Genomic DNA, 20,680 nt, shown 5'->3' on the forward strand with positions numbered 1-20,680 from the left:
GAGCCCCTGATACCAAGGGGCTCGTTTTTTTATGGGCGTTTGTAACTGGTGTAGCTATAGGCATCAGCGGGAATTGCCAGCCAAGCACTAATGATGAGTTATTGAATTAGGAATCACTCTAGGAGTGTTGGTTTAGACGGCTTGAAGGGTTTGGAACGGGCAGAAACGGTCAAAGACGGATGAGGAGGCGAAGGTGAATGAAGTTAACGATTCTACGCGAAAAACAGCCAAGTATCAGGCAAAACAAAGCCCCATAAAATCAAAAGGGGCATCGCCTTTTTGCTGATACCCCTTTTTGCTGCTCATGTTAAATGCCTTGTCTTTACGAGAATAAGACCCTTTGCCTTTCTTCGGTTTCTCGGTTCGCATTCTAAACAGTGGACTTGTCACCACCGCCTTAAGTGCATTGTCTATGATAGAGCCGCGACCACTGTCGTGGGCCGTGGTTATTTTGTTAAGCTCGCTTGGCTGCTTACCAGTGTGTTCACCGCGAAGCTTATCTTTTCGTGTATTGGATTTACCCATAACGCCTCCAATTGATTAAATGAAATGCTTAAGCTGACGCCTTAGGTCTTAGGTCTTAGGTCTTAGCCCAGCGGCGACACTATAGCGTAATCACTCAATATGTACAGTATTTGTTCAACTCAACTCGCGGGATGGAGACAAGGTAACGTTACTCGCCAAAGCAAAAAAAAAGCAGATGTCTCTGCATCTGCTTTTATATTCAACTCGAGTTACAGCAAATTCTACTGGTCGCGCGTTAGCGTTAGTTACCCGCGACCTTCATATCCGACAGCAAAATCGCGCCGGTGCGGATAGAGGAGCGCAGGTCAAAATCCTTACTCACGGCTTGGATCCCGCTGAACATATCCTTTAGATTGCCTGCGATGGTGATCTCTTCAACTGGGAATTGGATTTCACCGTTCTCAACATAGAAACCAGCCGCGCCGCGGGAATAGTCACCGGTCACCATGTTAACGCCCTGACCCATCACTTCAGTGACAATCAGGCCAGTGCCCATGCCTTTGACTAATTCATCGAAGCTTTGCCCCGTGTGGGACAGCGTCCAGTTGTAAATACCGCCCGCATGGCCCGTATTAGCGAGGCCCAATTTGCGTGCCGAGTAACTGGTTAATAAATAGGTTTCGAGCATACCGCGATCGATAATGCGGCGCTCAGTTGTCGCCACGCCTTCGCTATCATAGTTGGCACTGGCAAGCGCGCCTAAGAGATGCGGCTGCTCTTCGATGCTGAACCAATCGGGGAAGACTTGAGTGTTAATCGCATCGAGCAGGAAGCTCGATTTACGGTACAAACTACCACCGCTGATCGCGCCAACAAGATGGCCCATTAATCCGGTTGCGATTTCAGGCGATAGCAGAATCGGCAGACGAGAAGTGGCAATCTTGCGCGCGCCTAAGCGGCTCACTGTTTTCTCGGCGGACTTAAGACCTACAGCCTCGGGCGATAACATCTCACTGAATTTACGGGCGATAGTGTAATCGTAATCCCGCTGCATATTGCCGTCGCTGTCCTGCCCAATCACGCTGCAGCTTAAGCTGTAACGTGAACTGCAATAACCGTTCAAAAAGCCATGGCTGTTACCATAGACTTTAACCGAGGTATGAGCATTTGCGCTGGCGCCGTCGGAGTTATTGATTCTAGGGTCTGCATCCATGGCTGCGGTTTCGGCGCGGATCGCAAGCTGGGCGAGCTCCTCTGGGGAAATATCTTCAGGATAGTAAAGCTTAAGATCGCGTAACTCTTTTGCCATCAGCGCTTTATCGGCTAAGCCACTGAAAGGGTCCGGCGAAGTAAAGCGGGCGATATCGTCCGCCGCTTTGACCGCTTGGGCGATGGCTTCTGGACTTAAATCCGAGGTCGACGAACTGCCCTTGCAACCGTCACGATAAACCGTAATCCCCAGCGCCCCATCCTTATTAAACTCAACGGTTTCAACCTCTTTTAAACGGGTTGAAACCGACAAGCCCTGCTGCTTACTGATCGCGACTTCGGCGGCGTTTGTCCCTAATTTATTGGCATATTCCAGCGCCACGGCAACCGCATCTTTCAGCGCGGTCAGTTCACTATCGATTCTGTTCAAAGACACAAAGTTACTCTTTCGTTGTCGGCAATGGCGTTAGCATAACAAACACAAATCCCATTCTCATTAAATATTGCGCCAAATCCTCGGCAACTTACCCGCCGCATTGAGAACAACCTAGACTTAAGCGCTCAAGCGCGCGCTTTAACCACTTTCACCTAGGCGAATTTTGGCCGGAGATGTTATTATTAGCGCGTAATTTAACTGAGGTTTTATCTATATGAAGATTGTTGGTGATTCAGAGCATTTTAAACAGCCCTATGACAGTGACGAAGAGTATGTCAGCAAAACAGAGGATAAGCGTGACTGTGAAGCTGCACAGAAAGTCGGTATGGAACTGGTTTCGCTCAGCAAAACCCAGCTAGATAAAATCGAGCTGGATGAGCATTTGTACGACAGCATCATGCAGTCCCACAAAATTAAGCCAAAAACAGAAGCCTATCGCCGCCATATGCAATATATCGGCAAACTGATGCGCAATGTCGATATTGAGCCAATTAAAGCAGGCCTCGCCGTCGTACTGAACAAAAACAGTAACGAAACCGCCAAGCTGCAGATTTTTGAAAAAATGCGTGAGCGTTTACTCAGCCAAGGCGACAGCGAAATTCAAACCTTAGTGGAACACTATCCACAACTTGACCGTCAGAAGCTGCGCACCCTAGTGCGTCAGGCGACCAAAGAAATCGCCAAGGGTGGCGAATCTAAGTCTTCTAAAGAACTGTTCAAGTACCTGCGTAGCGAGATCCAAGAGTAATCACTTGGGCTAGAGTATTTAAACCTTGGCGCTAATCATCAGCGCTAAAATAAAGCCCTTAGTACACGCAAAAAAATACCCGCTACTGCGGGTATTTTTCTATCTATTCACAGCTGATATTAAGCTTCGCTTTGCAGTGCAGCTTTACTGCGTAAACGCAGGCTACGCAGACCTAAATACAGAATACCAATCGCGCCCCAGATTAAGCCTAACTCTAACGACTCTTGCTCTAGGTTTAGCCACAGTACGCCAATGGTTAAGGCGCCACACAGCGGCAGGATAAAGTATTGCAGGTGCTCTTTAAAAGACTTGTTGCGTTTCTCTTTGATATAGAACTGCACAATCACCGACAGGTTTACAAAGGTAAAGGCCACCAGCGCACCAAAGTTAACTAAAGCTAATGCCATATCTAGGTCAAATGACACCGCTGATAAGGCCAGTAAACCCACCAATACGACGTTAAATGCTGGGGTACGCCATTTAGGGTGAACATAACCAAAGCCTTTACGTGGCAGCATGTTATCGCGACCCATTACATAAAGAATACGGGCAACACCAGCATGAGCAGCCATACCAGACGCTAATACCGCAATGGTGGTCATGACTAACACAACAGATTGGAAGAAGTTACCGCCGACATAAAGAGCGATTTCTGGCAGCATTTCGTCGATGTTTTGGAAACGTGATAAATCTGGGAAATACAGCTGCAGGAAGTAAGACACGCTCACGAAAATAATTCCACCGATAAGCGCAGTCAGCACCATAGCGCGTGGAATAACGCGTTTAGCATCTTTGGTTTCTTCGGTCAGCGAACTTAGGCCATCAAAGCCTAAGAAGGAGAAACACAGAATCGTCGCGCCAGTAAATAATGGCGCAAGGCTCATGTCCTCAGAATAGAATGGACGCACGCTGGCAACCACGGCTTCACCGTCACCCAGTGACAAACCGTGGGCCATCAGACCAATAAACACCACAATAATGGCGATTTGGGCGAAGACAATCACACTGTTGAAGTTAGCAACCAGATCCACACCCTTAAGGTTAAGTGCGGTCATCACCAGCACTAAACCGACGATGAAAATCCATGGCGCCACACTTGGGAACATCGCCGTTAAATAGATTTTTGCCAGTAACATGTTGATCATCGGCATAAACATATAATCGAGCAATGACGACCACCCCACCATAAAGCCGACATTTGGGCTAAAGGTTTTTTGGGCATAGGTATAGGCAGAACCTGCGTAGGGGAATTTACGTACCAGGTGGCCGTAACTTAACGCGGTAAAGAGGATACCCGCTAACGCGAGTAAATAAGAGGTCGCAACGAGACCAGAGGTAATATCGGCAACGATACCAAAGGTATCGAAAACGGCCATAGGGGTCAGATAGGCCAAGCCCATTACCACTACTTGCCATAAACTTAAGCTCTGTCTCAAACTCGGCTGTTGTTGACTCATTAGCAAGCTCCCATCGCAAAAGGTTGAACAGAATGATTTGCGCTTGGTGTTTGCTCTCGATTAACCATGCCCATTTGAGTTAGCATCGCTAATCTTATCTCTTGATCTACGGCAATTACCGAAACAACGGTAGACAACAGCCCCATCGATTTTTCCTCAGTAAAGTAGGTTCAGGCGAACCTCGTATCATTTCCGGATTTTTACCGGCCTCTTTTGTTTGAACGCATACGCTTAAAAGAAAATAACCGAGGTATGTTTAACCTCGGTTATTTTTTGCGGCGCGCATTCTGCCCCAAAATGAGGGAGATGACAACCCAATGGATGCAATTATTAGAATATAAGCTCAAAAGAGCCAACGCCTTGATGCCAGATGGATGAAATGAGACAGAACCTTAGGGTCACCGCACGGTTAAGAGTGCTGCTCTAGCGCTTTTACATAGGCTGCGGCGCGACGTTTTACGCCCAAGACTGCTAACCCCAAAAACAATCCGAATAATGCCCAAAGTTGCAGCCACTTTGGTAGCACGCTCCCCCAACTCGCACCCATTTGGTTAAGCTCAAGCATCCCCATAATCGCAGGCACTGCGGGTATCCATTGGGAGGCGAGCACTAGGGGCTCCGGGATAAGGGCTATCGGCCAGACGAATCCCGACACAAATAGAATCGGCATCGACAGCAGCAGTAACACTTGGGTCGGTAAATCGCGCCTTACAAACAGGCTGCTCATGGCAACGCCAGCGGCGGCAGTAGCAAGCAGAAACGGCAATAGCCAAAGTGCCACCAAGCCAAAACTTGCCTGCACACTCACCTGATACCAGTGATAGCAATAACCTATGTAGAAACTGGTAAAGACGATATAGATAAGCAAAAACGCCAACATACGGCCACAAACTAATTGTAGGGGAGAGACATCTAACCAATAACCCCGTTGTCGCCACTGCCCCGCACCTAATATCCCAGTACCAATCAGCAGGGTTTGATGCAATATCAGTAAAAACAGTCCAGGCACCACATAGGGCGTATAACCTAGGCTTGGGTTAAATGCTGGCACACTGTTAAGGGCGATGGAGTTGACGCTCATCTGCGCCTGTTTAGCAGCTTTGCCCTGAGTGAGCATGCCAATCATTTGCACTTGCTTGCCCGCATCGAGTCCCGCACTCACCAACCCCTCAGCAACCGCGGAGTAAATCAAAAAGTAACTGGCATCGCCGCCATAACTTAGGGTTACACCTTTGCCGAGCATTAAATCGCGACGAAAGCCCTCGGGGATCACTAACAGCCCGTGCGCTTTGCCGGTTTCGATAAATGTCTGCGCTTCACTGATAGATCCCACCTGACCTATCACTTCAATTTTCGCGCTGGCGTCAGCATGGCGAATAAGCCTGCGGCTTAAGGAAGAATGGTCTAAATCCACCACAATGAGCTGCTGCTCCGTTGGCACTTGGTGCTGGTAGGGCAAAGGGTAAAGAATCGAGTAAAACAGCACGCCACCGAATAGGGTCACGGCGATGGCCTTATCACGCACAATGGCGCTGAGTTCGAGCAGTACCAATTGCCATAGACTTAAGGCCGCGCTTTGAGGGGCACTTTTAGGGGAGCTGTTGGGGAAAGACGCTTGATGCTGAGCAGTAAGGTTCGCCATCTTAGTACGCCTTCTCTGTAGCGTTCTTAGGCTCATTCAAAGGCTGCGCTCCCTGAGAAAATAGCCTTCTTGCCAGTAGCAAACTTAAGGGGATCAAACAGAAAAAAGGCCAATAACCGATAAGCTGACTCGCAAGCGAGGATGCGCTCTCGCCATAACTCACCACACCCACATGGGACTCCATATAATGGCTCGATGGCATAATCAGGCGCCACCACTGCGCCAATTGCGGCATTTCATGGGTTGGAAAGGTCACCCCCATAAAGGCAAACGCGGGGGCAAATAGCGCAGTGCAAAAGCTAATCACCCTAGCGCTGTCGCGCATCAGCACAAACACTAGCAGCACTAAGCTCCACACCGCCATTAACATAAACGCTTGTGCTAACAGCAAATAAGTGAGATTACCCGCCTGAGGCAGCGCAAGGTAGTGATAGAGCCAAGTTAATATAAAGCCGCCCTGCAGCATAAATAGCGGCGTGAATAACAGCATCTTCGCCAGTACCTTAGGGATAAAATGACTGGTTAAGCTGTCGATACTATTAACCGAAGTGAACTGTAATTCGCGATTTAGACTGTTGGCCATCACTAACATGGCGAGCAGTTGCCACAGCGCCACCAGCACAGGCGGCACCAAAAAGCCGATGTAGTTGTTATTACGATTAAATAGCGCCGTTGCCTGGCTTTTAACGGGAGTAAGATTCACCTCCACTTGAGATTTAGGTGTACCACTGGCGAGCTGTTTTATCCCTGCAACTTGCTTTAACCCATCGGCGAGACTCAGCTGAATTTGACTCGACAATAACTTACCCACCAATAAAAACTGACTGTTATAGCGAACATCGATAGTGGGTTTCTGCCCCCTTAACAAATCATGTTTAAGATCCTTTGGAAATACCACTAATGCATACACCTTAGCCTGCTGCATCGCCTCAACCGCCGCAGGTAAGCTGCTAAAACTCTGCGGCTCAGTCACGGGATTGGCCTTAAGCTGACGCCCCAACATTCGGCTAAGCTGGCTATTGTCTTGATCCACTATGGCGACGGGCAATTGCCTTGGCAGCCCCGCGCTAAATAACCACCACAAGCACAGTACACCAAGCAACGGAATATAACTGATTAGCGCCAACTGCCACGGGTCTTGCCAGAGCGCAGCCCACTCGCGGCGCAGCAAAGCCAAAAGGCCTGCGTCTTCTACCACCGCTTTATCAACATCCGCTTTTTGACTAGCCGCATCAAAGGTCATGGATTAGCGGCCGCGAAGTAACACTGACATGCCAACCCTAAGATCTGCGATGGGCGCTGTGGGTTTTAGCTCAACCTCGAAGGTACGCATATCGAAATCATGACCACTCTCAGTAGATCGCCAAGTGGCAAATTCCCCCATCACGCTGATATGGGACACCACAAATTCGGCATCCTTCTCAAGCGCTGGGATTTGTAGCTGAATTTTATCGCCCTTTTTAAAGGTCTTTAGTTGATCTTCACGCACTTGGAATACCGCCCAGGCATCCTGCATATCAATTAGACTCACCACGGGAAAACCACTCGGTGCCAGCTCACCCGGTTGCAGTAATACTTCGCTGATTTCCCCCGCCTTTGGTGAGCGCATTTGGCTGTCGGCCATCACCGCATTGACCTCCTTTACCGCCCCCTCAGCCATACGCGCCTGCCCTGCTGCCGCGGCTTTGGTCTCGACCCGCGCCCCTTCCTGTGCCATTTGATACATGGCAAGGGCCGCTTGCTCCGTATACTTAGCGGCCTGCCATTGGGTGAAGGCTTCGTCGCGTTTTTGCCGCGCAACCACACCCTCGTTAAACAGGTTCTCGACTCGGGTGTAGGTAGTTTTGGCAAGTGTTGCCGCCGCCTGCGCCTTTAGCCATTGCTCCTTCGCCGCCATCACCTCCTGAGTGCGAGCGCCGTTTTTGGCCTGCTCCGACATCGCCTGTGCCGCATCGCGGCCGCCTTCTGCTTGAATTAACTTGGCATCAAGCTCTGGGCTGTGAATCGCAAACAGCAAATCCCCTTCACTGACGGTATCGCCTCGGCGAACAAGTACTTGCTCGACGCGCCCCGGCACCTTAGAGGAAATATTGTACTCGCGGGCCTCAATCTGCCCCTGTAACAGGCTAGGCTGCGGCCCATAGGCCAGCTTTACACCGTAGGCGAGAATAAGGCCTAATGCGACCAACGCCAAAATGGCAAGGATTCTGTTAGCGCGCATTGTTTGTCTCCTGGGATTGGGCGATTTGGGCACTTTGGCCGATAAATTCATCGAGTTGGCCGCTGATGGCCATAAGTCTGGCGTAGGCTTGCACGTAACGATAGCGGGCACCTAGCTGCTGAGTCTTGACTGCGCTGAGCTTTAATTCGGCATCGACCCTGTCGATAGAGGTGGATAGGCCCTGATTAAAGGCGATTTCCCTTAGGCGTAGGTTTTCTGTTGCCAGTTCGAGCGAGGTATTAAGCGCACTCACTTCTTCCTCAGCCTGCAGCAGTTGGCGATAACTCTGATCGAGCAGCAGGCTTAAATCCTGCCGCGTCTGCGCCTTGGTATAGCGCGCCTGCAGCAATGCACTCTTAGCGGCTTCGACCTTACCACTGCGACCATCGCGGCTTAAGAGTGGCATTTGTACTCCAACGCCCACCATCCAATCGGGCTCGACCTTAGAAAATAAACTGTCGTCTTCGTACAGGGTGTAATTACCAAAGAGGAATACCGTCGGCTGGTATTTCCCCTTCTCCAATGACACTAGGCCATTGGCTTGGGCTTCCTTGGCTTCTAACAGCTTTAACGCGGGATGCTGACTTAGGGTCAATTGAGTGAGCTCGCTAATAGAAGGCGCATTTTGCAATACAAAAAGGCCAGAGGTAGTCCCGACCTGAGTTTGCTGCAACATACGCGACAGAGCGATGACAGCCATCTCGTGTTGGCGGCGCGCACTACCTAAATTGACCTTGGCATTTTCAAGCGCAACCTGAGCATTAAGGCGCTCGACCTTAGCAATTTGCCCTTCACGCTCCATCGCTTGGGCATGCTCGACATGCTCGGTTAACGAAACCACCAGCTCGGCTTGGGTGTCGACTAAGGCCTGAGTCACATCCACGGCGTAATAACGGTCGACTAATAGGGTAAAGAGGTCACGGGTCGCCAGTTGTAATTGCTGCTGTTTTTCAGCAAGGAGCGCAGCGTGTATGCCCTCGGCGGCGGTAATTTGTCCGCCGGTATAAATCGGCCACATCGCCTGCAGGCTAGCGCGAAAGATATCCTGCTCGGTAAAGGGGGTGACAAACATTGAGCCTGGAATAGATGCCAGTGCGCTACCGAGCGCTGGCGGCAAGGAGGCGGCATCGAGGGACGCCAGGGGATTTAAGTCCCTTAGGTCTAATTCAATTGGTTTTTCGAGGCGGGTATAACTGCCATTTAGGCTTAAGGACGGCAAATGCAAACTGTCGCCAGCATCTTTTTCGCCCTGAGCGCGATTTACCTCTTGGGTTTGCGCCTGCAGCTTATCGCTCACCTTGAGCAATTGTTGCCAGGCTTGGGTAAACGTTAGGGGTTGGGCAAAGCCCGAAATAGGCAAGGCACTACTTAAGGAGAGCAGACAAATCCATGCCATTGGCGATCGTTTCATTCACACCTCTAGAGCAATAACTCTAACTTCCATTGCAATGATAACACTCATCTGAGAAGGCGGCTATACGTGGCCACCTTAACGCAATTATTCTGGGCAGCGTAGCACAGTTCCCTGCAAAAACCATGTAATACAGACAGTTGAACTTTTGACTATTTGAAGTGTAGCAAGCTTATAACGGCGTGAGGATTGAATTTAAAAGCGGGTACAAATGGGATTTTCAGATCAGCCTTTTGGGCTGATCTGAATGACAGACTGAATGCAGAACACATGTTAACAGCACCAGTCAGTAAAATGGGAAGCGCTTAAGCCGTGCCGCCCACGGTTAAACGGTCGAGTTTCAAGGTGGGTTGACCAACGCCCACAGGCACGCTCTGGCCATCCTTACCGCAGACACCCACGCCCTTATCGAGCGCCATGTCGTTACCGACCATAGAGATCTGGCTCATGGCCTCAGGACCGTTACCGATAAGGGTCGCGCCCTTAATTGCCTGAGTCACTTCACCGTCTTCAATCAGATAAGCTTCGGATGCAGAGAACACGAACTTGCCCGAGGTGATATCCACCTGACCACCACCGAAGTTAGGCGCGTAAATGCCCTTCTTCACCGACTTGATGATATCGCTTGGGTCGGACTCACCGGCTGTCATATAAGTGTTGGTCATACGTGGCATGGGCAAGTGTGCGTAGGATTCACGGCGACCGTTACCCGTTGGTGCAACACCCATCAACCGAGCATTTAATTTATCCTGCATATAACCCTTGAGGATACCGTCTTCAATCAGCACAGTGCGCTGGGTCGGCACACCTTCATCGTCGATGCTGAGTGAGCCGCGGCGATTGGCGATCGTGCCATCGTCCACCACTGTCACTAAGCTTGACGCCACCTGTTGACCCACCATGCCACTAAATGCACTGCTACCCTTACGGTTAAAGTCGCCTTCTAAACCATGGCCAACGGCCTCGTGCAGTAACACGCCAGGCCAGCCATTACCGAGTACCACGGGCATCTCACCCGCTGGCGCATCGATGGCATGCAGGTTTACCTGTGCCTGACGCACGGCTTCGCGGGCAAAGGCGAAACACATAGGTAGACCTAGGTCATCGTTTTCCATAAACACGCTGTAATCGTGACGACCACCGCCACCTGCGCTGCCGCGCTCACGCTTGCTACCTTCTTCTAAAATCACGCTGCAGTTAAAACGCACCAGTGGACGAATATCCGCCGCCAAAGTGCCATCGCTGGCAGCAACGAGGATTTCTTCGTGCACGCCCGCAAGGCTTATCACCACTTGGATAATGCGGCTATCGAGGCTGCGCACATAGGCATCGGCTTCTTTGAGTAAATTAATCTTTTTAACTTCTTCCATTGCCGCAATAGGATCGGCGCTGTCGTACAGGGCAATCGCCTGTTGACGCTTAAAGGCCTGCACTTTAGCATGCTCGCCAGCGGCTGCGATACCGCGAGCCGCCTGCGCCGCTGAACTTAACGCCGCAGGGGTAATATCATCGGCGTAGGCAAAACCGGTTTTTTCGCCGCTAATAGCGCGCACTCCCACACCGCGCTCGATATGGAAACTGCCGTCCTTGATAATGCCATCTTCCAGTACCCAAGACTCGTGGCGACTACCTTGAAAGTAGAGATCGGAATAATCGATTTTGTGCTGATGTATGGTGTTTAGATAGCTTTGTAACCCGTCTAGGGCGAGATTACCCTTTAATAAACTTTGCTCTACTTGTGCTAAAAATGGCATCGATGTTCTCTCTGATCCCACAGGATCCTACTTTGCTAAAATTCGGTTGCTCGGCTTACTCATTAGCCAAGCTTAAGGCTCGGGTTACTTATTACCAAGCCTAAGACTCGGCTCAGTAAAACGGTTATGCTGCACTACTGGCATTTGGAGGCGAATGCTCTGTAACTTGGCCAAATCAATGTCCGCATGTACCCAGCCTGTGCCTGTCTTACGTTCGGCGATAATATCGCCCCAAGGGCCAATAACCAGACTCTGCCCCCAAGTTTCACGGCAACCCTCATTGTGGGCGCCCCACTGGGCAGCAGCGACAATCACGCATTGGGTTTCAATCGCTCTGGCCTGCAATAATATCTGCCAGTGCGCTTCACCCGTGACCTTAGTAAAGGCCGCAGGCACCGCAATGATCTCAGCTCCCGCAAGGCGCAGCGCTCGAAATAAATCGGGAAAGCGCAAGTCATAACAAACGGTTAAACCTATCTTGCCAAAGGGTGTGTCGATAACACTGATATGATCCCCAGGACAGAAGGTTTCACTCTCACGGTACTGCTTAGTGCCATCACTCACATCCACATCAAACAGATGCAGTTTATCGTAATAACCTAACGTCTCGCCCCTATCATTAAACAGATAACTGCGGCTGTAAACCCGTCCATCGTCAGCAAGCGCGGGAATCGTCCCAGCAAGCAAATAAACGTTAAATTTGGCGGCGAGCGCGCTTAATGCGGTTTTCAGCGGGCTTTGATTCACATCCCCCGCATAGGCAAGTTGCGCACTCTCATGCCCACCGAAGAGCAAACTGCACTCGGGAAGCACCACCAAATGCGGCCTTAACTCACCCCAGCTACTCCGAAGCAGGTTGAGCTCTTCAAGCTGCGATTCGATAAACAGCAGATTCGCGCTGACGTCGCGACTGCTCTGACATTGCAGTAGGCTGATGTTCATTGCTCTCTCCCTGAGATGGGTTAATCGACTCATCGTTAGCAGGCTTGATTAGGATTTGGCTCGGCTCGCGCTCAACTTGGGGTGTACGTGTTTCAATTTCTGGCGTGGTGGACTCCAGCCCCTGCGTCGTAGACGACTCTTCTGCTGTTATCGACTCAGTGAAGAATGACTTCTCCCCTTGGTCAGCCTTGTCTTGAGTTTCCACATTCCCCCGCTCTTCTTCAATGGTAGAGTCTATTATCTCGGGAACAGGTGCATCAGAAACTACATCCGTTACTGGCGTAGCTGTTGGTGAATCACTTTGAATCGGATTTGGTTTAACGTCCAACTTTGCGTCAGGCTTAAGTTTCGATTGACCACTTACTTGTGACTGTGGTTTACCTGATTTTGCCTTGGGATCAGTATTCGGCGCCACCTCTTCGGTCGGCACGACTAAATCTGTACCTTTGACAATCGGTAAAATTGATTCAGGGATTTCAATCTCTTTGCTCTTACGTTCAAGCTCCTCAACCACAGGATCGGACATAGTGCCCGTCACCCTAAAGCGAATTTCGGAGATGACCTCAATCACAGGCTCGAGTACTTTAGTCAGGGCAAAGGCGCCGATACCCAATGTCCAAGCGCTGGTACTGATAAGCACTACGGTTGGCACGCTGGACGCCAACTGGGGAACAAAGCGAATATCGTAATTGAGGCTCTCGCTGGTTAAATCTGTGAATCCGCGCACCTTCATATTGCCAGCAATGGCATCCATTTCGGTATCTGTGGTTTTAACAACCCCGTTATCAACCTGCAGATTACCGTTAAAGGAGTTGAAGTACATCCCCTGACCAAACACATCGCTAAAATCGAGAGACAACTTACGCACGAGGGAGTCGAGGCTGAACAAGGAGAAAATCCGCGCGCCTTTATCGCTCACTTGGGAGAGATGCCCCTTACCCATTTCAAATTTTACTTTGCCGTTTAAGCTTTCAAGCGCAAACGCATAGGGTGCGCCAGCCCAAGCCAATTCGGCATTGATCTTCAGTGGCGCTTCATTTACGCCTGGATCGATACCAAGTTGCTCGCTCAGATGATTAAACTGTGTCGCAGTCATACTCACACTGAGCTCAGTTTGGTTTTGGCCATCTTGCTGGTGCCAAATTCCATTACCCTGCAAGGACACATCTGGCGTGGTCAAAGACAGTGTTTGAATACGATATCCTGCCGCCTGAGGGCTCGCCTGTAAGACAAGACTACCAAAGGGCTTATCGAAGAAGCGAAAATCATCCACATTCACCGCCACCGGTGGCAGATTAGTTAGCACTTGATCTGCACCGAATTCGGCCTTGCCCTCATCTTTCACCTCGGGAGAGAAATAAAATCTGCTGGCCGTGACTTTAAGCCCTTGCGTCATCCAATCGGGGAAGAAATCGACCGTGCCTTCAAACTCACTCGCTGTGGCATTAAAGCGCCACCCTTGCTCGGTTGGCATCCCCTTGAGGGTTAATTCGGTGAGTCCCTGACTCAACAAATCAAACTTGCCAATTGTGGCATCGATAGACGAAAGTTTGGGAAAGAACCCCTGCTGCGTGACTTGGGCTTGCTTTAACACCTCGGCAGGATTCTGACTGGCAGCGATGGCTGTGGCTTCATCGCCAGCAGTGATATTTTCTGAAGATTCAGCGTTTCCGGCACCCTTTTGCGTGATGCTGTTATCGGGGATTGCAACATTTGGATTAGGGATATCAGACATCACAGTCGTTGCATTGCCGTCAACAGATGGAGCAGCATTTAAGCTAGGCTCATTGGCCTCTGCCCCATGAACATCTTCCTCATAAATAAGAATGCCACTTGGCACCTCGCTAGCAGCACTGTCGATAAAGGCATTAATCACAGGTAACCAGTTGGCTAATTTGGCGCTAGTCATCTCGAGCTGAATATGACCTAGCGTTGTATTAGGCACATCGCTCTCTGTAAAGAGTCGGCCTAAAAGTAGATCGTAATAGTCGAAATGGCCGCCCTTTTCGGCATCAATACCGGCAATAAATTCTCCCAGATTATCTAATTTTACCTTAAGCTGCGAGCTTGCCTGATCACCCGTAAACTCGGCATTTAAGGGACGCGGCTCATCCAAGGGTTTCGCAAAAGCCCCCGGTAGCATCAGCTGAGTACCCACGAGATCGGAGCCGGCCTTGGCCTGAATTTGGTAACCCTGTTCGTTGAATAACATGGCCAAATCCCCCGCCCAGGCGAGCTTGCCCTGATAGAAATCCTGAAGTGGGTTGTTAAGCTCTTCTGGTAAACGACTGAGATCCCAGCGACTCTTCATCTTGACGTTAAGCCCAAGCCCTTGATTTGATGGCTTAGTATTGAAGCTAAAATCCAACGGCTGATTGAACAATCTGGCCTTAATGCCTTTGCCTTCAATCAGTTGATTTGCAAAGGTCACTGAGCCTGTGACAGCATCGAGTTGTAATCCTGGTTTAGTGATGGCAACCGGGGTTTTATCAAAATTGACTTGGCCGCGGATATCCTCAGCCGCCCCTTCATAGAGTGGAATGCTTAAATCCAAGCGTCCGGTCACCGCGCCTTGCACCTCAACAACCTTGAGGGTTTCACCTACGGTATCCGCCAGAGGAGAGGCTTGTAGCACCTTAGTTGCCGCAGGACCTGTGGTGGCTAATTCGGCCTCTACTTTTAACAGAGATTTTTCACTTAATTCGGGAATAAATACATGGGCGCCATCGGCAACCACATCCATCAACATACCCTTATCGACCCAAATATCCATACGGGCATTTTCAAATAGGGCATCGAGCGACAGGTCAGTAATGGCGGGCCAATCCGGTTGGAACTGGTATTCGGCATTTTCTAGGCTGAAGGCTGCCTGAAACACGCCGCTGTTATCGTGAAAGGGAAAATGACTAAAAGGGCCTTGCCATAAGACTTTGGCGTTTTGGCTATTACCCGCCTTAATTGCGCCATCGAGATAATCAACGAGATCTTGTCCCATGGCTTTAGTCGGGAAATATCGGTCAGCGTTGGCGGCATTTTTCACTATCACATCGGCGCTAAGTGACATTGCCGCTTCGCCACTGAAATCCAGTTTTAAGCCTGCATCCAATGCCACATCCTCATTTTCTAATTGGATGCGCGGCACAAATAACGATTGCGTCAGCGTGTTAAACTCCCCCTTCATTGGCTCGCCTTGCAGCGTCAATGGCGCCGAAAATTGACCATGAAAATCCATAATGTAATCCTGTGCAGGCAGGGAAAATACTAAGCTCCTATCCTGCCACTGCAGTGATACATCCAGAGGATTAGTGGTCGGCAAACTATTCCCTGCCTGCCAACGCAATTGTTTCACAGAAGTATTGGCAATCAGTGGCTTATCCGCAGTTTGATAGACTCGTATAGGCCCGACTAACCCTTGAGGGTCATGGAGAAACCACTGCTTAAGCACGGCCAAATCCACGCCAGGGAAAAGCGGCAACAGCGGAGAAAGCAGCTGTAAATCGAGCTGACTTAAATAACCAAATAGCGCTTTATCTTGCTGCTTAACGGCAAGGTTCAGTTGCGGCCAAGGCACACCATTGGTCTTAAAATCCAGTCCCGTGCTTGTGACTTGCCAGCCCTTAGCGCTCGGCGACCAAGCAATGCTACCAGCATTCACTTCGAACGTTTGCGGCTCCCCTTCCATCGCCCACTGCAACCAGCTGGGCTCAAATTGCACTAAACCCGCACTTAAACTACGGTGAGCAACATCAAACCACGCCTTAAGATTTACGACTCCTTCAAGCGGCAGTTTTTGGGTGGGATCGTAGGGATTAGGTTGGCGCGAAGACCATTCGCCTAAATCGAGGGATTGGGCGACTAAATAGATTTGCCCCGTCAAACTATCAGGGTTAGCACCATCACCTTTAATATCGAGCTGTAATCCTAAGGATTCATGCTCAGACGCCTTATCATCGAGGAACAGCTCCCCCGCGCCCCTATGGCTATCACCACTATTACGCCAATTGAGGTGGCGAATAAGGATGGGCGGATAGTCATGCTGCTGACTCAGTAACTGTAGCGAGGCATTGGTCAGGGAGAACTGCGCCAGCTGCTTGAGCAGCAAACGGTATAACCAATCGGTTTGGGAAGGCTTGGCACTCGCCTGAGTGGTGTCGGGCGCCGTCGATTCAACGGCTGAGAGCTTATCTATATCCAGCGCCATACGGACACCGTCGAAGTTGACATTCTCGATGCGGGCACTGGTCGTAAGCAGTGATTGCCAGAAGTCCAATTTGATTTGAACTCGCTTCACGAGCACTGTGACAGGGATTTTTTCCTGGGGCGGGATAATCAGATTATCAATGCTGAGTGCGGGACCAAAGGCCTGCCATTGGGCAGACAATCCACCGACTTTCACCTCGATGTGGTATTCGCTTTTAACATACTCGACAACCTGATGCCGGATCTCATCGACCTGCGGCAGCAGGCCACGGATCAGGCTGACCGTTAGGGCAAATAATACCAGAACCACGGCCAGCAATTGCCAGCAGACACGACTCAGTTTTCGGGCTGTAAAAGGCGTTGCCACTACATCATCACCACGTCGTATTTGTGCTGTGTGTACATGGGCTCATTTTGCAGGCGAATACGCTTACCAATGTAAACCTCAAGCTCGGCAACCAAATGGCTTTCATCACCGCTTAGGCTGGTATACACCGCTGGCGAGCAATAAAGTAAGAATTCATCGGCAGCGTAGGTACGGTTAAGACGAATGATTTCCCTAAAGATTTCGTAGGAAACCGTCTCAACGGTTTTCATACTTCCAGTACCTTGGCAAGCAGGGCATTCACTGCAAACCACATGCTCTAGACTCTCGCGAGTACGCTTACGAGTCATTTCCACTAAACCAAGGCCTGAGAAGCCACTGACATTAGTCTTGACCCTATCCTTCGAGAGGGCACTGTTTAAGCTATTGAGCACACGGGTTTTATGGTCGGCGGAGAGCATATCGATAAAGTCGATAATGATGATCCCGCCCAAATTACGCAATCTGAGCTGACGGGCAATCGCCTGGGTCGCCTCAAGGTTGGTATTGAATATGGTCTCTTCGAGATTACGGTGTCCCACAAAGGCGCCAGTATTGATGTCAATGGTGGTCATGGCTTCGGTCTGATCGATGATCAGATAACCACCAGACTTAAGTTCCACCTTACGCCCAAGAGCACGTTGGATTTCATTCTCAACATCGTAGAGGTCAAAAATTGGCGAGGGGCCACTATAGTGTTCAATCTTCTCAGCAATTTCGGGCATAAATTCCTGCGCGAAGGATTGCAACTCATCGAAGGTGCGGCGCGAATCGACCTGGATACAGTCTAATTCGGTACCAACAAAGTCACGCACTATTCGGACTGGCAAGGCAAGATCTTGATATAACAGCGCAACACCCTTGCGTTGGCGGCGCTCGCAGACCTTAGACCAAACACGGCGCAGAAAGGCCGCATCTTGGGATAGCTCATCTTCACCCACACCTTCGGCGGCGGTGCGAATAATAAAACCACCGTCGTCATCAACATAAGGAAGGGTAATTTTCTTCAGGCGATTGCGCTCTTCCTCAAGCTCAATCCGCTGGGACACCCCAACATGGCCTGAACCAGGCATAAAGACTAAATAGCGGGAAGGTAAGGTGATATCCGTAGTTAAGCGGGCACCCTTTGTGCCTAAGGGATCCTTAACCACTTGAACCATAATATCCTGCCCCTGACGCACCAGCTCGGCGATATCACGGACGACGAAATTACCCTTTTCGACCTCGGCCACACATTCGGTGTGGGGCACTATATCGGATGCATGGAGAAATGCAGCTTTATCGAGACCAATATCCACGAAGGCCGCCTGCATGCCGGGGAGAACACGGCTGATTTTGCCCTTGTAAATATTGCCGACTAAGCCACGCTTCATTCGTCGCTCGATATGAACTTCCTGCAGCACGCCGTGTTCTACCAAGGCCACGCGCGCCTCCGATGGGGTGACGTTGATCAGTAACTCTGATCCCATCTTGCGCTGTACTTTATTTGGATTTAAGCGACCGGTATTCACGACTCACCCCATTCGGGAAATTAAATTAATCTCAAAACCTGTTTAAGCCTGAAACCGACAACAAACGCTGCTAAATTTTTGCCTCGTTAGAGTATACCAGCCGCCACGAGTAACTCTCGGGTCTCGACCAAAGGCAGGCCGACCACGCTGGAATAACTACCATCAATCGCCTTAACAAAACAGCCACCCAGTCCTTGGATACCATATCCGCCCGCCTTATCCATAGGCTCCTTTGTCGCGATATAAGCATCGATATCGGTATCGGTTAGTGCACAAAAGCGCACCTGAGTTTCGACCAAACGCACTTCGGTGTGGTCTCGATTTGCCAGTGCTACCGCAGTCATCACGGTATGCGTCTTGCCAGAAAGCGCTGTTAATATGCGTTTTGCGTCCGCTTCATCTGCGGGTTTACCCAATATGTGATTTTCAAGCACAACAATAGTATCTGAACCTAGTACCGAAGGCTCGGCTATCTGAGTGCATATTGCAAGCCCCGCCTGTGCCTTTTGCGCCGCTAAACGCTGGACATAATCCCTCGGCTGTTCATCGATATATGGCGTTTCATCGATATCGGGAGCCACGATTTCAAACTGAAAATCGCTCCGACCAAAGCCGATATTACCCAACAATTCTTTACGGCGTGGAGAAGTAGAGGCTAAAACTAAACTCACGATTAACGCACCTTATAATGGCGTCGAAGCCGACGTAATATCCAAAAAATCCAAGGCCAGAATACCAAGCCAGACACAGCGGGTAAAAACAGGTCCAGATCGAACTTGCTGCCTTCCATCACAAATTGCACCCAATATACAATTAGATGGTAAGTACATATTAATGACATCACGACAAGGGCCTGTTGCCATTGTGGAAAGTTACGCAGGCGCTGGCAATGTAACACCGCCATGTAAATCACTAATGACATGGCCAGAGAGCGAATACCTAAGGTCGAACCAAGTAGGATATCCAGCGCCAACCCCATCAACCACGCGGTAAGGATGTTATATCGGTGCGGTAAGGCAATCGACCAATAAATCAAAATCATCAATAACCAATCGGGGCGCCAAGCCTCAATAACACTCGGTAATGGCATGATTTGGCTTATCAAACCAACAAACAGAGTCAGCCACACTAAAAGTCTACCATTGGCCGCTTGGATACTCATTGATGCACCTCTACTGGTACTGGCGGTTTTTGAGTGGTTGGCGCTGAGGATGTTTCAGTTGCATTAGCGGCATTTGATGCATTCACAGGTTTTGTCGTATTAGTAGGTTTGACGGGGTTATTACCCTGAGCACTGCTGCCTGATTGAGCATTACCCACTTGAGAACTGCTAGTTGTGCCCTGTGCGTTATTTCCGGTGGTATTTGGCTTAGCGGTTCCATTTGCAGGCTCCGTTGCCATCGATTCAAGCTCATTCGATTCGGCAGGATGGTCCGCCGCTGGCACCGGAATTTGATTTGGCAAAGTGACACCAGAATCAGGTGCAGGCCAAATTAACAATAAATAGCGGATACGATCCAAAGCAGCTAGAGGCTGCGCCGTAACACGCGCATAGCTTTGACCATCTTCGGTCTGCACTTCAATCACACGGGCAACGGGATAACCTTCGGGAAAGCGGTTGCCTAATCCCGAAGTCACCAATAGGTCTCCGACTTTGATATCGGTGCTCTTGGCCACATAGCGCAGCTCAATTTGGTCCAGCTCACCAGTGCCATTGGCGACTAAACGCACATCGTTACGGGTGATCCGCACGGGTAAACCGTGGGACACATCCGAAAGCAATAGCACTCGGCTGGTGACTTCACTCACCTGCACGACTTGCCCAACTACGCCTTGGGCATCCACCACAGGTTGACCAACAAATACACCACTGCGACTACCATGGTTCAGCACCACATAGTGATGGGAAGGCTCGCTCGCCACCTCTAAGACTTCGGCCACCATCTTGCGAGAATCTTGATAGGCGGGCGATCCCAACAGGGCTCGCAGACGCTCGTTTTCCTGACGCAGATGTTCGAAGCGTTGTAGACGCTCACTCATTAACAGTTGTTGTCTTAGCAGTTCCTTGTTTTGCAACGCAAGCATATTGCGGGTTGCCAGACTCTCAGAGGACCAATCGAGAATAATACTCGGCACACTCGCGAGGTATTGAACAGGACTTAGGGCAGAGGCAAGGGATTCACGGGCAGGTTCGAGGCGGTGATTAGCCACGAGCAAAATCACCGACAAAATAATTGCCAGTGTTAAACGAAATTGGTTCGAAATACCGCGAACAAAAATTGGCTTCATAGGAAAGCTCGGGCGGCGATTAACCGCCCTT

Annotated in this window: 15 protein-coding genes; 1 reads left to right on the top strand and 14 read right to left on the bottom strand. The window is 50.1% G+C overall.

Annotated elements, in window-relative coordinates; all coding sequences use genetic code 11:
- Positions 1 to 234: 234 nt before the first annotated feature.
- Both K0H61_RS15335 and pmbA read right to left on the bottom strand, forming a co-directional pair.
- Positions 235 to 525 carry a ribosome alternative rescue factor ArfA gene (locus K0H61_RS15335; protein WP_220050346.1) on the bottom strand — a complete coding sequence of 97 codons (291 nt, stop codon included), beginning with the start codon at positions 523 to 525 and terminating at the stop codon, positions 235 to 237.
- Positions 526 to 766: 241 nt separating this feature from the next.
- On the bottom strand, positions 767 to 2,110 hold the full coding sequence (gene pmbA, locus K0H61_RS15340; RefSeq protein ID WP_220050347.1) for a metalloprotease PmbA: 1,344 nt from the start codon (positions 2,108 to 2,110) through the stop codon (positions 767 to 769).
- A 214-nt stretch (positions 2,111 to 2,324) separates the two neighbouring features.
- Between pmbA and yjgA the strand changes: the two genes are divergently transcribed.
- Positions 2,325 to 2,858, top strand: a complete 534-nt coding sequence (gene yjgA, locus K0H61_RS15345; RefSeq protein WP_220050348.1) for a ribosome biogenesis factor YjgA — start codon at positions 2,325 to 2,327, stop codon at positions 2,856 to 2,858.
- Positions 2,859 to 2,977: 119 nt separating this feature from the next.
- On the opposite strand, the gene K0H61_RS15350 is transcribed toward yjgA, so the two are convergent.
- The 12 genes from K0H61_RS15350 to mreC form a co-directional block, all read right to left on the bottom strand.
- Positions 2,978 to 4,315, bottom strand: coding sequence for an APC family permease (locus K0H61_RS15350; protein WP_220050349.1), 1,338 nt, complete (start codon positions 4,313 to 4,315; stop codon positions 2,978 to 2,980).
- 409 nt (positions 4,316 to 4,724) lie between these two features.
- Positions 4,725 to 5,957 (bottom strand): ABC transporter permease, encoded by a 1,233-nt coding sequence (locus K0H61_RS15355; protein WP_220050350.1) that lies wholly within the window; start codon positions 5,955 to 5,957, stop codon positions 4,725 to 4,727.
- 1 nt (position 5,958) lies between these two features.
- Complete coding sequence (locus K0H61_RS15360) at positions 5,959 to 7,200, bottom strand: ABC transporter permease (RefSeq protein WP_220050351.1); 1,242 nt, start codon at positions 7,198 to 7,200, stop codon at positions 5,959 to 5,961.
- Between the two features lie 3 nt (positions 7,201 to 7,203).
- Positions 7,204 to 8,178 (bottom strand): HlyD family secretion protein, encoded by a 975-nt coding sequence (locus tag K0H61_RS15365; RefSeq protein ID WP_220050352.1) that lies wholly within the window; start codon positions 8,176 to 8,178, stop codon positions 7,204 to 7,206.
- On the bottom strand, positions 8,168 to 9,589 hold the full coding sequence (locus K0H61_RS15370; protein ID WP_220050353.1) for a TolC family protein: 1,422 nt from the start codon (positions 9,587 to 9,589) through the stop codon (positions 8,168 to 8,170). Before K0H61_RS15370 ends, K0H61_RS15365 begins: the two co-directional genes overlap by 11 nt.
- 305 nt (positions 9,590 to 9,894) lie before the next feature.
- The gene (tldD, locus tag K0H61_RS15375; protein WP_220050354.1) at positions 9,895 to 11,343 is read right to left on the bottom strand and encodes a metalloprotease TldD; all 1,449 of its coding nucleotides are present in this window, start codon (positions 11,341 to 11,343) and stop codon (positions 9,895 to 9,897) included.
- Positions 11,344 to 11,427: 84 nt separating this feature from the next.
- Positions 11,428 to 12,285 (bottom strand): carbon-nitrogen hydrolase family protein, encoded by an 858-nt coding sequence (locus K0H61_RS15380; protein ID WP_220050355.1) that lies wholly within the window; start codon positions 12,283 to 12,285, stop codon positions 11,428 to 11,430.
- On the bottom strand, positions 12,209 to 16,852 hold the full coding sequence (locus tag K0H61_RS15385) for a YhdP family protein (protein WP_220050356.1): 4,644 nt from the start codon (positions 16,850 to 16,852) through the stop codon (positions 12,209 to 12,211). The genes K0H61_RS15380 and K0H61_RS15385 overlap by 77 nt, the downstream gene beginning before the upstream one ends.
- Positions 16,852 to 18,318 carry a ribonuclease G gene (gene rng, locus K0H61_RS15390; protein WP_220052762.1) on the bottom strand — a complete coding sequence of 489 codons (1,467 nt, stop codon included), beginning with the start codon at positions 18,316 to 18,318 and terminating at the stop codon, positions 16,852 to 16,854. The genes K0H61_RS15385 and rng overlap by 1 nt, the downstream gene beginning before the upstream one ends.
- Before the next feature lie 128 nt (positions 18,319 to 18,446).
- Positions 18,447 to 19,031, bottom strand: coding sequence for a Maf family protein (locus tag K0H61_RS15395; RefSeq protein WP_286670283.1), 585 nt, complete (start codon positions 19,029 to 19,031; stop codon positions 18,447 to 18,449).
- A 2-nt stretch (positions 19,032 to 19,033) separates the two neighbouring features.
- The gene (mreD, locus tag K0H61_RS15400) at positions 19,034 to 19,522 is read right to left on the bottom strand and encodes a rod shape-determining protein MreD (RefSeq protein ID WP_220050357.1); all 489 of its coding nucleotides are present in this window, start codon (positions 19,520 to 19,522) and stop codon (positions 19,034 to 19,036) included.
- Positions 19,519 to 20,649 (bottom strand): rod shape-determining protein MreC, encoded by a 1,131-nt coding sequence (gene mreC, locus K0H61_RS15405; protein WP_434086593.1) that lies wholly within the window; start codon positions 20,647 to 20,649, stop codon positions 19,519 to 19,521. The genes mreD and mreC overlap by 4 nt, the downstream gene beginning before the upstream one ends.
- Positions 20,650 to 20,680 lie beyond the last annotated feature (31 nt).

Source organism: Shewanella acanthi (assembly GCF_019457475.1).
GTDB classification, from domain to species: domain Bacteria; phylum Pseudomonadota; class Gammaproteobacteria; order Enterobacterales; family Shewanellaceae; genus Shewanella; species Shewanella acanthi.